The sequence below is a fragment of the Ruminiclostridium cellobioparum DSM 1351 = ATCC 15832 genome, assembly GCF_000621505.1.
In the GTDB taxonomy this organism is placed as follows: domain Bacteria; phylum Bacillota; class Clostridia; order Acetivibrionales; family DSM-1351; genus Ruminiclostridium; species Ruminiclostridium cellobioparum.
Genome location: NZ_JHYD01000037.1, coordinates 51,387 through 67,015 on the forward strand (window position 1 = coordinate 51,387; position 15,629 = coordinate 67,015).

Annotated in this window: 9 protein-coding genes; all 9 read left to right on the forward strand. The window is 38.6% G+C overall.

Annotated elements, in window-relative coordinates; translation table 11 throughout:
* Positions 1–126: 126 nt before the first annotated feature.
* Positions 127–1,911 (forward strand): sensor histidine kinase, encoded by a 1,785-nt coding sequence (locus tag T344_RS30400; protein WP_084331235.1) that lies wholly within the window; start codon positions 127–129, stop codon positions 1,909–1,911.
* A gap of 133 nt (positions 1,912–2,044) precedes the next feature.
* Entirely contained in the window at positions 2,045–3,235 is a 1,191-nt protein-coding gene (locus tag T344_RS0114300) for a M24 family metallopeptidase (RefSeq protein WP_027629280.1), read from the forward strand.
* Positions 3,236–3,280: 45 nt separating this feature from the next.
* Positions 3,281–3,958: an AlkZ-related protein gene (locus T344_RS0114305; protein ID WP_027629281.1), complete on the forward strand. Its 678-nt coding sequence runs from the start codon at positions 3,281–3,283 to the stop codon at positions 3,956–3,958.
* Between the two features lie 193 nt (positions 3,959–4,151).
* The gene (locus tag T344_RS0114310; protein ID WP_027629282.1) at positions 4,152–5,705 is read left to right on the forward strand and encodes a hypothetical protein; all 1,554 of its coding nucleotides are present in this window, start codon (positions 4,152–4,154) and stop codon (positions 5,703–5,705) included.
* A gap of 201 nt (positions 5,706–5,906) precedes the next feature.
* On the forward strand, positions 5,907–6,455 hold the full coding sequence (locus T344_RS0114315; RefSeq protein WP_027629283.1) for a hypothetical protein: 549 nt from the start codon (positions 5,907–5,909) through the stop codon (positions 6,453–6,455).
* A gap of 246 nt (positions 6,456–6,701) precedes the next feature.
* Positions 6,702–7,577 (forward strand): LytTR family transcriptional regulator DNA-binding domain-containing protein, encoded by an 876-nt coding sequence (locus T344_RS29820; protein WP_051571886.1) that lies wholly within the window; start codon positions 6,702–6,704, stop codon positions 7,575–7,577.
* Positions 7,578–7,745: 168 nt separating this feature from the next.
* On the forward strand, positions 7,746–8,927 hold the full coding sequence (locus T344_RS0114325; RefSeq protein WP_027629284.1) for a response regulator: 1,182 nt from the start codon (positions 7,746–7,748) through the stop codon (positions 8,925–8,927).
* A gap of 39 nt (positions 8,928–8,966) precedes the next feature.
* The gene (locus T344_RS29825) at positions 8,967–10,022 is read left to right on the forward strand and encodes a response regulator (RefSeq protein WP_051571890.1); all 1,056 of its coding nucleotides are present in this window, start codon (positions 8,967–8,969) and stop codon (positions 10,020–10,022) included.
* Positions 10,023–10,059: 37 nt separating this feature from the next.
* Entirely contained in the window at positions 10,060–15,618 is a 5,559-nt protein-coding gene (locus tag T344_RS0114335) for a non-ribosomal peptide synthetase (RefSeq protein WP_027629285.1), read from the forward strand.
* The last annotated feature ends 11 nt before the right edge of the window (positions 15,619–15,629 follow it).

The following is a 15,629-nucleotide window of genomic DNA, read 5'->3' on the forward strand; positions in this document are numbered from 1 at the left end:
CTAAAATTTTTGGGAAAGTGTTAAATTACTTAGAAAATATAGAAATTAATGTAAGAAAGTAGTAAAATGATATAGATTCCATGAAAACATTTTAATATAATAGCTTCTGATAGGGGATTGAATAAAATGAGACTCAAATCAAAACATATTCCCGGGATAGATTTCCTAGCAATGATTTTTATATCAATTTTAATCATATTTGGAGCGTTCGGAATTATATCATATCAGAATACATCTATTGTTTTGAAAAATAGCATTGTTGATTCCAACATCTGCATGGCTGCCGATAATTCCAATCTGCTGAAACAGCATTTAAAAGAACTAAAGACAATTATTGAAGGAGTGAGCTTCAGAACTGAAATTCAGTCAATGGATTGGTCGTCCCAAAAGCCGGTTTTGCTTGAAGAAGCCGAGAGATTAAACGTTATGAGGTTTCAGATAACGGACCTGGCGGGATATTCCCAATCCACCCCGGAAGCTCAGTTCGATCTGCCCGACCTGGAAGGGGTTCATAGTGCCTTAAAAGGTGAAGCGTACATATCTGAGCCATTTCAGGAAAGTGCCGGCAAGGGGGCAATCATGGCATGCTCTGTGCCCATAAAAAATAAAAAGAAAGATATTGTCGGAGCTTTGACAGCTTCATTAGACTCTCATTTTTTAATTGACAGTATAAGCAATTTGCAGATGGGTGAAACCGGATTCGGATTCATAATAGATAAAGATGGAAGAATAATTGCATGCCCCGACAGGGAAAAAATACTGGACAAGCAGTCAGATATCAATGAAAATCCCGAATTTGGAGATTTTATTCATGAAATGGGCTCCCGGGAAAAAGGATATGCCTTATACAATTACGCAGGAAAGGATTATTTTACTACATATTCAAAAATTGCAGATACCGAATGGTTTTTAGCATTAACAGCTCCCGAGCAGGAGGTTTTTCAAAAGCTGGATATCCTCAAAAAGAAGTTCTTTTCACTGATACTCATAACCATAACATTCTGTATATTTTGCTGTCTTTTATTAGCAGGGTATTTATTTAAAAGGAAAACTGTTCAAGATCTTGAACTTCGGGTTGAGGAGGATAAACGTCTATTAAAGGAATCCTCTGAGCTTGAAAAGTTAAGAACACAATTTTTCGCCAATATCACACATGAACTGAGGACTCCCCTTAATGTGATTCTGGCGTCCATACAGCTCTGTAAACTTTATTTTGAAAAGGAGAAGGGAACTCATAACGTCAATATGTCAAAACACTTAAAGACCATGAAGCAGAATTGTTATAGACTTATGAGGCTTGTAAATAATTTAATTGATACAACAAAGATTGACGTGGGATTTCTCGAAAAACATGCAGGCAATAATAACATAATAAAAATAGTTGAAGACATAACCATGTCCATACAGGAATTTACCCAGAACAAAGGGATTAATCTGTTTTTTGAAAAAAATTCCGAGGAGAAGATAATTGCCTGTGATGTAGATAAGATAGAGAGAATTATGCTCAATCTTATATCAAATGCAATTAAGTTTACCGATCAGGGAGGCAGTATTTATGTTAAGGTTGAGGACAGGGGTGAAAATGTTGTAATATCCGTAAAGGATACAGGCATAGGCATACCCAGGGACAAGCAGGCTGCCATTTTTGAGCGTTTTGTCCAGGTCGAGCAGACACTGACAAAGAACAAGGATGGCAGCGGCATAGGCCTGGCTATGGTGAAATCCTTTGTTGAGATGCATGGGGGTACAATAACTGCTGTCAGTGAGTATGGCAAGGGAAGTGAGTTTATTATAGACCTGCCTGTGACAACAATAGAAAACAAGAGGGATGAGTTTTACCTTGAGGAGGTTGAAACGCAGAGAAGGATCGAGCGTATAAATATTGAGTTTTCAGACATTTATTATTCATGAGCTGATATATTAATTTTTGTCTATCATTACTCCTTATGGTAAAATTAAGTTGGATGGAGCATTATTACATAACACTGCTATATAACATACAACACATTATTCTTATTACAGCTGAAGGAGACTTTATTGATTAATGGATATAAAGGTTACTGAAAGAGAATTAAGGGATAGAATAGAAAGACTTTGCAAGGCAATCACCAAAAGGTATGACGAATGGGACACGGCAGTGATTTTAAGCCGTGTCAGCCAATATTATTTTACAGGTACCATGCAGGATGGAATACTTATAATAAAGAAGAACGGGGAGGTGATGTATTTTGCCAGGAGAAGCTACGACAGGGCAAGGATTGAATCGCCTCTCGCATGCATATATCCCATGGAAAGCTATAGAGATGCTGCGGCCGCGGCAGGCCGCGAGCTGGGAAATACTTTGTTTGAAACAGAACTGTTAACGGTTGGAATTCTGGAAAGAATTAAAAAGCATTTTTCAATAGAAAAAATGTACAGCCTGGACAACATTATTTTTGAAGTGAGGGCCATAAAGAGCCCATACGAACTACACTGCATGAAGGAATCCGGAAAGCGGCACCAAAAGCTGCTTGATGAAATAGTGCCTTCAATTTTGAAAGAAGGCATGAGTGAAGTGGACTTTACTGCAGAGTTATACAGGCACATGCTGAAAATAGGCTTCCATGGGGTTTCACGGTTTTCCAGATATCAGACCGAAATGATAGCGGGGCAAATTGCATTTGGCGAAAATTCTTTATATCATACGAATTTTGATGGACCTGGCGGCATGAAGGGGATGAGTGCGGCAGTTCCCATTATAGGCAGCAGGGACAGATTTCTGAGGAAAGGTGATCTGGTTTTTGTGGATATCGGATTCGGAATGTATGGTTACCACAGTGACAGAACACAGGTTTACATGTTTGGTGAAACTCCATCCGCAGAAGTTGTCAGGGCTCACCGCAAATGTATTGAGATACAGAAGCAGGCTGCAGAATTATTGAAGCCCGGCAGCATTCCGTCCCGGATATATGAATCGGTAATGTCGGGGATAGAGGAGGAGTTCCTTGAGAACTTTATGGGCTTCGGGAGCAGGAAGGTCAAGTTCCTGGGCCATGGAATAGGTCTTCACATCGATGAGCCTCCTGCCATAGCGGAAGGTTTTGACAGACCTCTTGAGGAAAATATGGTTATTGCCCTGGAACCGAAAAAAGGGATGGCCGGAGTGGGCATGGTAGGTGTTGAGGATACCTATATAGTGACTCCGGAGGGCGGACAGCTGATTACCGGTGGAGAAAAGGATATTATTGCAGTATGAAAACAGATGGATTACCGGACCGGTTAACCGTCAAAAGGAGTAATTATGGCTTTTATTAAAAATTACGGTGAATTTATAGAAAGAGTAAATGAGTTGGGTTTTATGCCATTATCAGATATACTTCCCGGTCTTCCTTCATTAGCCGCTGAAACCAGGAAAGAGGCCTGGCATACCGGTGATTTTGATACCGACCCCTGGTGCTGGAAGGATAAAGCGGCAGGAGAAAAGCAGCTGGCTTTTGGGTGTATTCTTGGAGGGCATAAGGGGTTTGTTTCGCCTGGCATGTATCCATACTTTTATGCTTGCTGCCGGCCGGAGGAAACGATGGAAGAAAGGTGGAGGCAGGGAGTGGTAAGCCCTGAGGTAAAAGAACTCTGGAAGCTCTTCGAGACTAAAACACTGCTCAATACAAGTGATATAAGACGCGAGGCGGGTGTCGGTAAAAAAGGCGGCAGCAAAGTGGACCGTGCAATCGTTGAACTTCAAAAACACTATTATATCACTGTTGCAGGTAACCGGAGAAAAATCGGAAAATCGGGCGAGCCATACGGGTGGCCTGCAAATGTATATGACAGGGTTGTGGATTGGGCTCCGGCCGGTTGGCTTGACAAATGCGCTGACCTGGAAAAAGCTGAGGCAGGTTGTTATATAATAGATACAGGATTGAAAATGGGTAACAATCTAAAGGAAGCAGATCTGAGAAAAGTTTTGGCCATAAGTTAATATGGGCAGGTTTATTCCGTTTCCGAAAGAAATTACATAAAGATTAAATTTGTGTGACCGAAAATACTACTTAATACAGGTGTGTTATAATATACCAGTAAATACGGAAATTATTACCATGGGGAAATATTGGAGGTTCTAACTTAATAATGGTATATTTCTGGTGAAGAATTTAGAATTGGAGGATTATTTTATGAAGTATGCAAATAAGACAAAGATATTATTGCTGGCCGTGATTATGGCGGTCACGCTGCCTTTTTCAGCGTTTGCTGCAGGAGCAGAACCAGTTTGGGGATGGACAGGCGGTATTAATACTGCTGTTGAAAACGGCAAAGCCGTCGAACTTAATAAAATATTCGAGTACGGAGATCACAAAATAAAATTTGAAAATGCCGTTTGGGAGGACTATGCGCTTTTAGTGGCCTTTTCTGTTCCGGATGCAGACAAAGAGGATTCAGTCATGCCGTCACAGATATCTCTTGTAAATGAAGAAGGAAAATCTGTAAGCCAGGGTCATGGCAGTGAATACGGCGGAAATGGAAAAGGAGTACTGGAGTTTAATCTGAACAGGGAACTAATCAAGGGTGATAAATTATATTTAAAAATACATACGTTACGCAAAGCAGGAAGAGAAAAGCCTGATTATACCTATACAATGGTGCTTGATAAATCCCTGTCCGCTGACGGAGCAAAATACAATCCCGGAAAAGAAATTAAAACGGACTATGGCACTTTAAAGTTTGTAACAGCAAGTAACTCAAGGGAAAGACTGAGTATCGATTATACTTTTGACTATATACAGGAAATAAAAGAATTAACCAAAAGTGATCCGGATACTAATATTTTTGTTCACGACTTATTCCCTCAAATCACTCTGACAGATGCCAACAAAAAAGTTTTCCGCGCCAATGGCAGAAGTTCGGGGGATGAAGGTAAGTATGGCAGCCTGTATTTTGACGGAATGCCTGAACTCAACAAACCGGTCACAATATCAGTTACATGCAGTGAGAAGGTTGCAAATTGGAGCCTGCCCATACCGGTTAAAAAGGCAGAAGTTGAAACTGTTAGTGTTAACAAGGAGTATAAAAGTGAGGGCGGCAGCTTTAAGATAAAAAACATATACCTTGGTTCGGCAAGCACTTATCTTGATTATGAATTTATACCGGATAAGGGTTATGAAGTGACCAGACTTGAGCCTTTGGTTTCAATGAACATAAGAAACAAAAATGTCCAGGGGTCAACCTCAAATGGCGATCTTGCCGGTAAAATAATATTTAAATATCCCATAACCCGGAAAGACCTTAAGGATGTGACGTTTTATGTGGATTCAGTAAAAAGAAGTATAAAATATGGGCAGAGCATAAAAATTGATTTTGACAAGACACCGGGGGATTATAAAATCAAAGTAGACGGTTCTGAAATTCAAGTGACAAATTTGAAAATCAAGGATGGAAAAACAACATGCTTTGATCTGGAGGTAAATGACAGCAACAGAAAATTCAGTGACTTTGATGTTGGAATAAAAGCTGATACTCAACATCTCTCATGGTCCTCAAGCTCGAGTTCGGATGAATTTGAAAATATTTTTGATAAGCTTAAAGAAGGATTGGGTCTGACCTCTCAGGACGGGAAAAAGTCACCGTTAAAGAAATCCATACAAGTTGATGGAGAACATAAAAAGCTCGAGGTTGAAATTGAAAGCCTTGTATACTCAGATTCATATAAAAGTGAAATCAAATTAAATTAATTTCAAATCAAAAAAAATAATAGACACTTTGACTAAACTGGCGTGCCTTCGGTTTACTACCGGAGGCATTGTCCATATATTTATCTGGATATACTATTAAATCCGGTTTTATTTTACGGCACCTTCACAGGTGTTTACTGTTTGACATATTTCCATATTTTGATAGAATAAAAGTATCTTCGGTATATGGGGGATTAAATTATGACTAGTGTTTTTATAGGCTTGGTATCGGCAGGGACTACTATAATAGTGCTGATACTTGGTGAACTGCTATTCGGTTCAAAAATTCTCAGCCTGATTGAAAGGCATCGGACAATAATAATAAGCGCGCATGACAACCAGGCGGCAGACCATAATAGAATATTGGAGGATACAAATGCTCTAAGAGTCGATAACAGGATAATTCTAAAGATTAGTGAAAACCTTAATGGAAAAATAGAAGCGATTGATAAAGATCTTTTAAATGAGAAAGAAAATAAACGGTTACAGTTTGAAAGCCTGTCAGATAAACAAAGGGAAATAAAAAACAGTCTGGATAGACTTGTAAGTTTTTCGGATGAATTTGAAAAAAAATCTATGGAGAATTCGAAGCTCTGGCGTGAAAAAGAAGAATTAAAGGAAGAAAACAGGGAACTGGGAAGGATTATAAAACTGCAGAAAGCAAGAATATCCGAATTGGAAAGAATTAATGAGATTCAAACAGAAGAAGTAAAAGATAAAATAGTGCACACAATGCCCGAAATAAATTAAATAAATTATAATTAATGACTGCCGCACGTTCCCAAACAGGAGGTGCGTTTTTTATGCCCGATTTTGATGGTGTTTTGATAGTAAAATAGGAACAATGACCGGCGGTCTGTTGATAAAAATATGCTGGTATACAGAATACGAGACTTGATGAAGCAGGACAATTACAGATATAATTATAAAATTGGCAGAGGTATATTAATTATGTTGATATGATAGGGAGTAATAAATTCAAGGTGGTTTGTTGAGATGAACGAGAAAATTGCAGCAATATTGTTAGTAGATGATGAAATCAATATATTAAAGGCTCTAAAACGTGTATTAGCCTGTGAGGGATATGAGATTCATTGTGCAACAAAATCAGATAAAGCTATAAAAATGATAGGCAGCAACAGGTACGATTTAATCATTTGTGACCAGAAAATGCCGGGATTGAGCGGTATAGAACTACTTGAGTATTCCAGCAGGGTGTCACCGGATACAATTAGAATTTTAATCACCGGATACTCGGATTTTAAAGTTATGGAGGATGCAATAAATAAGTGCAGAATTCATTATTATTTTCCAAAGCCGTGGGATAACAGCATTCTTATTGAGGTTATAAGAAAGACTCTCTCCGATAAGCAGGTTAAAGGGAAAAAGGACAGTATATTAAATAATTTGCTGGGCTATAAGAGTTACATAGAGGGAATTCTTAATATTCTTGACGGTTCCCGGAACATTTTTAAAGAGGAGGAGGCTCCTGTTGAAAAAACAGAGGAGGAATATGACAAAGAGGAAATATTAACCCTCAAAAAGGATGACAGCATATTATTCCTGAAACCTTCAGAAATATATTACCTGGCATCTTCAGAGGGAAAAGTTACGTTAGTTACTATAAACAGTCAATATCACAGCTGGGATTCTTTGAAGGTTTGGGAGGAAAAACTGAAGAATAACGGGTTTTTCAGGTGCCACAGGAGTTATATAGTAAACGTTGCCAAAATAAAAAAAATAACCTCCTGGTTTAAGGATACATATAATCTGGAATTCCATGACATTAGCGATACTATCTACTCAAGTAAGTCATATATCAAACCTTTGAAAAAATTTATTCAGAATCAATCAGGTAAAAGGCTTTACTGATTAAATTTGAGAATTATTACATTAAAACAGATAAAAAATGCGTTTCATAGAAAAAATGGTGCCCTTTATGGGAAAACCATTTTTTTTGTCTTTATTGCGTTGATAATATTATTGGATTAAGAAACAGAGTAATCATCTGAATTCTGGAATTTTCGGGGAGGAATGGGAATGAAAAAGAATATTCTTTTTGTAGACGATGAAAAACAGATTCTCAGAGCCGTAAACAGGTTGTTTATGGATAGTAAATACACTGTATTTATGGCTGATAACGGTGAAGATGCTTTAAATATCCTGGAAAAAGAGAACATTGATATGCTGATATCAGATATGAGGATGCCGGGTATGGATGGTTATCAGTTGTTGAAAGCAGTGAAAGAAGAGTTTCCTTCAGTTATAAGAATTATTTTGAGTGGATATGCCGAGGGAGAGGTGGTGTTCAAGTCATTCCGGCAAAACCTTGCCAAGCTCTATTTGTTTAAGCCCTGGGATAATAGCCAGCTGATGTCAATTATAGACAGGGTGTTTGAGACTGAAAAAATATTAAAGGATAAAAATCTTTTAAGCATTGTAAGCAATCTTGAGGAACTGCCTACCATAAGTGATACCTACAACCGGTTTTGTTCTCTTATTGATATTGATGCGGATGTAAGGGAGTTTTCGGCCCTGATCGAAGAAGATCCCAGTATTGCTGCAAAAGTATTGCACTATGCCAATTCAGCCTTTTTTGGTGCCAAGACCGGGTCCATAAGTCAGGCAATTATGTACATGGGTCTGGATAATATAAAAAATATAGTATTGACAGCCACTGTATTTGACAGGATGAATTCCAGTGAAAAGCTTTTGCATCTCAGGGAGGAATTATGGGAACATGCCTGTTTATGCAATAAAGCGGTGATTTTGCTGCATGAAAGACTTCTGGGAAAAAGACTTCCTGAAATATATGCATCAGCGGGTTTGTTGCATGATATCGGAAAAATAGTATTTATAAGCAATTTTCCTGAGGGGTATTCCAGGCTGATAAAAACTATAGACACTGATAAAAGCAAGTCCTTCGTTGATGTGGAAACAGAAGCTTTTTCTGTATCTCACCAGGAAATGGGGGGGTATTTGCTGGATTGGTGGGAATTGCCCCACCCAATAGTTGAAGCGGCGTTATATCATCATTCTCCCGGTCTGGACAAAATTTTAAATAAGGAACTTGTATCAATTGTACATATTGCAGATTACTTTGTGTGGGAATTGATGGGCACAAACAGTATGAATTCTTTGGATATTGACGTCATGGACAATTTGAATATATCCATGGCGGAGTGCAGGAAAATTGTAAGGAGTATAAATAAAGGTCTGTAACTCATATTATGATTTGTTTAATTTGGCAGGAGGCAGTGTATGGCAGATATAACAGTATTATTTGTAGATGATGAAGTAAATGTGCTAAGTTCCCTTAAAAGAGGCTTGTATAAGGAAGATTACAGGTGCATGTTTGCCGAAAGTGCCGGGGAAGCCCTTAAAATTATGGAAGAACATAAAATAGCCGTAATTGTGACAGATATGAAAATGCCGGGTATGGACGGTCTGGCGCTTTTAAGGATATTGAAAGAAAAATATCCTAATACCGTAAGAGTAGTATTGTCGGGATATACACATCTTCAGCAGGTAGTTCTGGCGATCAATCAGGGTGACATTTACAGATATATTACAAAACCGTGGAAAGTGGAAGATGAGTTCAAACCGGTTATCCGGCAGGCTGTTGAATATCACCAGCTGCTAGCCGGAAAGGAGGAACTGCAGAAAGCGCTTGAATTTAAAAATGCTTCTATCCAGAACATACTTAACGTTATGAATGAAAAACTGTCAATCAGCAGAAAAGATTATGACAATGTTAAAAAGTTTTTAAAAGGCATTATGGCATTCCTAATGAGTGAAATGATAAATCCGGTACAGACAAACACTGATACCGCTGCTTTTTTTGATATAGTACAAAGGTTCTGCCAGGGTTTTCTGAATACAATTCCTACCGAAATAAGTGAATTTAAGGCTGCCGGTTTATTGGAGGGAATAACAGCCAGTGTTTCCAGATACAAAATATTTGAAAAAATCTACATTAAAAATGAAGATCATAACAACATTATCTGTTGTGGTAACTATAAATTAACTCTTTATACAGTGATATATATTTTAAATTATATAAGCACTAAGAATACTGCCGGGGAGCTGAATATGGGCATTATTACAAAAAATGAATTAAAATATATCGATACTGAAATTTATGCTGATATCAGAACGGTTTATAAATCGGATTATAGCATGCAGAATAATCTTATGCTGGTTGAAAAGCTTATAAATACTACATTGAAGGAGCTTGGTGTGATTGTCCGCATTAGGAATCAAAACAACGTTATTCAATTAAAGTATAAAACAATGTTTGTGCCGAAGAGTGTATGATTACAAGGCACAGGCTCGGAAGGGACAGAGGTCTTACATGAATAGATTTAAACCTGTAAATGATATTAAACGTATTGAAGACTTATTCAGAAATCTTGCGAGAAGAAATTGTATTTCAGTTATTATAACAATTAGAAACAAGCGTCAAATTGCAGAAATGTCATTCTCCCCCAGGAAGGGCAGCCAACCTTCAATAGTCTGCCCGGGCAATGAAAATATTCAAATAAATGCCGGCGAAGAAATGGCGGTTTCCTTTTCGGACAGGGAATTTACCGTATTTTTCAAGACGGCGGCTGTCGGCTCATCTGTTGGGAACTCTTTCTATATACAAAAGCCCCTTGTTGTTTATACAGGTTTCAAAAACCTTCCTTTGCAATACTGTTTTCCTCATCCCAGGTTGTTAAAAAACATTGCTCCGATTTTCGCAGGCTTTTCCTGTGGAAACTCGGAAATTGATACGGCTTTGGGCACTGTTCTGCGTACATATCCCAAAACATTTATGGGACAGCCGGCTGTATACCTGAAAGAGGAAAAGTTTAATCCGGAAGCCTGGACTGAAATTTACGGCGGAATAGCTGATTATCTATATCTCCATCCCTGTTGTCAGAATTTCATAATGTATTTGCCTGCTGCCTGCCAATGGCAGATTGAAAGCATGTCGGCTATTGAAAGGTTTGTGGGGGACAGGAGCAGGTTTGTAATTGATACCGTTTATGGATATATCTGCGACACTTCGAGTTTGATGTATTATGATACAAAGCAGGAGTATAACTGCCAGGCCATAAATGACTGTGCGGCCTTTTTAAAATATTGCGCCGGCAATCTGGAGCCGCTGATAGTTAAAGCGCTGGGTTATGAGCAGGACAGCTTTTTTCTTGATGAAATACGGCAGGTCTGTAAGTCAGATAGCTATTTCACCGACAGAAGCCTTTATTGCGTTAAAAAGGAGGAAAAAATAATTGCTTTTGCTGTTGCAGAATCGAGTTCTGATATCTTGGATTTCAATATATTTCACGATGTCTGCAGATTATATTATGTAAATAAAGATTCTGATACAGAGCAGATTACAGCTGCCGTATTGCCTGAAATTGCCGCTTTTTTTCATGAACGGGGAAAGGCGAGCTTCAATCTTTTATTGAATGTTAACGAACAGTCAAAGTCACAATTCAGTTTAAAGGGCGTAGAATTTAAGGATAAATTTGCAGGTATGTTTATGAACCGTGAGGGAATGAGAGAATATAAAAAATTGTTAAAAGGTAATTTCATTGACTTTAACAGATACAGAAAACTTACATATCCCCAGTTGTCTATATGGCATACCGAGAAGGTTTTTCCCGGCACAGGTTTTGGAAATATAGCCGGTACTGCGCGAATAAACGGAAAAGTGGATTTTGAACTTTTGGAAAATGCCATAAACCAGGTTGTCCGGGAGAATGACAGCTACCGTACAAGGATTGAAGAGGGGGAGGGAACAGAAAAACAGTATTTTGCAGAATACAGATATTTCAAGGTTGATTTTTATGATTTCAGCAGGTCAGGAGCTAATGAAGAATACATGAAGTGGAGCGGTATTAAGACTGTTGAACCTTTCAACCTGCATAATTCAGATTTATATTATTTTGCATTATTTAAAATCAGTGAAAACGAGGGGGGCTTTTTTTATAAAACCCATCACCTCATATCAGATGCCTGGACCGGTGTAACACAGATCAGCAAAATCATGGAATACTATTCCAAATTACGGAATGGTATAGATTTTATCTCCGGGAGTAAACCGTCATATATTGATTTTGTAACGGCGGAGGAGGATTATCTGCATTCGAAGAGGTTTGAGGAGCATAAAAGGTTCTGGAGTGAGAAATTCAGTACGGTACCTGAATTTTTAAGCTTTAAAACCAGAGGAGCTGTTTATAAAAATTTAAAGGCTTCCAGAAAAAGCGTAAAAATTTCACCGGAGCTGGCAGCTAATATCCAGGAGTTCTGCATTTCAAACAGACAGTCTCCGTTTATCACTTTCCTTTCAATACTTTACATATTTATTAGCAGAATTACATCCAAATCAGATATTGTGTTGGGAACTCCGGTGCTTAACAGGACAAATGCACGTGAAAAAAAGATGACAGGAATGTTTATTAATATATTGCCTGTCCGGTATGCAGTGGATTGTGAACAGAATCTTATTTCATTTGCCCATGCCCTCTCAAAAGAATGGCTCACCCTGCTGAGAAACCAAAAATATCCTTATGAACTGATACAGAAGGAATTCAGGGAAAGGCACCAGGTCACAGACAGTCTTTCGGACGTAGTGCTGTCATATCAAAATGTTAAGCTTGACAGGGGTGAATTTACCGAGGATTATGAACTGTCATGGCATTTTTGCGGCTACCAGGCCAATTCTCTTCAAATACACGTAAGGGACTGGGAGGATACGGGTACTTACGTATTGGATTTTGATTATCTTGAAGATGTGTTCTCCGCTGATGAGATCGAAAGGATGAGCCGGTATTTTGTAAACCTGCTGGATGAGGCTGTCAGACATCCCGGAGAGAAGCTCGGGAAACTGAATATCCTGCCGGAAATTGAAAGAAGGCAGGTGCTGTATGATTTTAACAATACAGAAAAAGATTATCCGAAGGATAAAACCATACAGGAATTGATTGAAATTCAGGCCGGCAAAAATTTTAACGATGTAGCAGTAGAATTTGACCATAAAGAGCTTACATATAAAGAATTGAATATCAGGGCCAATTCTCTTGCCGCTTTATTGAGGGAGATGGGTGTCAAGTCTGACAGTATTGTAGGTATCAGTATGGATCGTTCTGTAGAGCTGATAATAGGCATTTTAGGAATATTAAAGGCAGGAGGGGCTTATTTGCCAATAAATCCAAAGTATCCTGCGGCAAGAATCAATTACATTTTACAGGACAGCGGAACTCAAATACTGCTTATCAACGGAAGCCTTAACGGCAGTATTGACTTTGACGGAGAAATTCTGGATATGGGAGCAATGCAGCTGAATACATGTGAACAGAATAATCCGGTAAATATCAATAAGCCTGATGACCTTGCATATGTTATTTATACATCAGGTTCAACGGGGGAACCAAAGGGGGTTATGATAGAACACAGATCCCTGGTCAATTTCTTATATTCCATGTATGAGATGTACGAGTGCGGTTTCAATGCCGGTGACAGGTGTCTGAGCCTCACCAATATATCCTTTGATGCAAGTGTCTGCGAAATATTCATGCCTCTTGTATTTGGAGCATGTCTTGTACTTAACAGTGATTCGGACTATCTGGATGTTGTGAAGTTATCAGAAATTATTGTGCAAAAGTCCATTAACTTTACGTACATTCCCCCATCCATGCTTAAAGAACTGTCCGGGCTTTTAAAAAAATATCCCGGCAGAGTAAAGCTGGACAAAATGTTTGTAGGTGCCGAGCCCATAAAAGTGAGCGTTATGGATGAATACCTGTCAATAAATCCCTGTATGAAGATTCTCAATGGGTACGGTCCCACTGAGACTACTATAGTTGCGTCCTTTTATCCTTTCAGGCTGGAAGAGGACAAGGAATCCTACATACCGATCGGGAAGCCGGTCAGCAATACGAAAATTTACATACTTGATAAGGAGCTGCTGCCGGTGCCTGTAAATACCGCCGGTGAAATATATATTGCCGGAGATTGCCTTGCGAGGGGATATCTGAATAATTCCGGATTTACCGGGAAGAAGTTTGTACAAAACCCATATTCGGAAGGAAGGATGTACAAATCAGGCGACTATGCCAGATGGCTGCCTGACGGGAATATCCAATTCATTGGAAGGGCTGATAATCAGGTTAAAATAAGAGGTCTGAGGATAGAACTGGGAGAGATAGAAAATCTGCTGTCAAAAATGAGTCGTATAACCGGAACAGTTGTTATGGCAAAGCAAGATAAAGAGGGAAATAAATATTTATGTGCATATTTTACAGCTACTGAGAATTTAAGTAAAAATGAGATCACAGCTCATTTATTAAAATTTATGCCTGAATATATGGTGCCCGGATTTTTCATCCAGCTTGCAGAAATGCCTTTGACCTATAACGGCAAGATTGACAAACTGCTTTTACCCGAGCCTGACAGGCAAAATAATGTAAATAAGGACTTTTCACCTCCCTCCAATGAGGTTGAAGAAAATCTGCTGAAAGCCTGGCAAAAAGTCCTCAGGATTACAGGCATAGGTGTAAAGGACAACTTGTTTGAATATGGGATTGACTCCCTTACAATCATGAGGGTGCTGGTAGAAGTACTGGAGTACGGCTGGAAAGTCACTATGCAGGATTTTTACAAATATCCGACTGTAGAGGCTATGGCCGAAATAATTTTGAACAAAAACCCGGGAGCTGCATATGAGGAAATTCCCGCCGCAGATCAGAACATCAGCCTGCAGGGAAGGATGAGTCTTTCAACAGATTATAAAAAAAGAATATATAAGAATGTGTTTTTAACCGGCGCTACCGGTTTTCTGGGAGCACATCTCCTTGAAAAAATGCTGGACGGCACACAAGCAAATATATATTGCCTTGTAAGGGCTGAAAGTATGGACCTGGCTGTAAATAAACTCATGGAAAAGCTGCATTTTTATTTTGGCAGCAGCTATGACAGCTTTCTAAACAACCGCATAATTGTCGTAAACGGCGACATTACCTGTGAAAGGTTCGGTCTGGATATTCAGGCATATGAAGAATTGATCAGGGAAATTGATACAGTGATACATTCTGCCGCAATAGTCAAGCATTTCGGTGACTATTCCCGTTTTGAAAAAATAAATGTCATGGGAACGCAAAGGATGCTTGAGTTCTGTATTTCAAGCGGTGCCAAGCTTAATTATATTTCAACCGCAAGTATATCCGGAGATTTTTTCAAGCAAAGCTCCGGGAATTTAATTTTTACTGAAAATGATATTTTTATCGGACAGAATTTTGATGACAATGTTTATGTAAAAAGTAAATATGAAGCTGAAAAACTTATTTTTCAATATTCCGGGAATTCTTTAAATGCGTCAATATTCAGGATAGGAAATTTAACAGGCAGGTACAACGACGGTCATTTTCAGCCCAATATCAGTGAAAACAGATTTTACGGCATACTGAACTTTTTCATACAATCAGGAGCTGTTTCAAGGGATATCTGCCGGCTGAAGGCGGAATTCACACCTGTGGACATATGTTCGGATGCTATTGTGAAATTGGCTGAGCTAGATATGGACCGGTTAAGTATATTCCATTTGTTTAATGACAAAAAAATCGAAATCCGGGAGATTATACAGGTATTCAGGTTTCTGGGCTGCAAAATTGATTTGCTGGATAATGAACAGTACAGAACCAGAATGGCAGCTTTATTAAAAAGCCGTGATACAAAGGAAATGATGGTCAATATTATAAATGATCTGCGTAAGGAGGGGACATTCGGCCTTAAGCCGTCTGTGACAGTGAACTCGGAAATTACAAAAGAATATTTAAAGCCGGCAGGTTTTGAATGGCCGGATATCAATGCCGGTTATATATACAGAATATATAAATACATGAAAAAAGCAGGCTTTATCACATAAAATAATGTAAA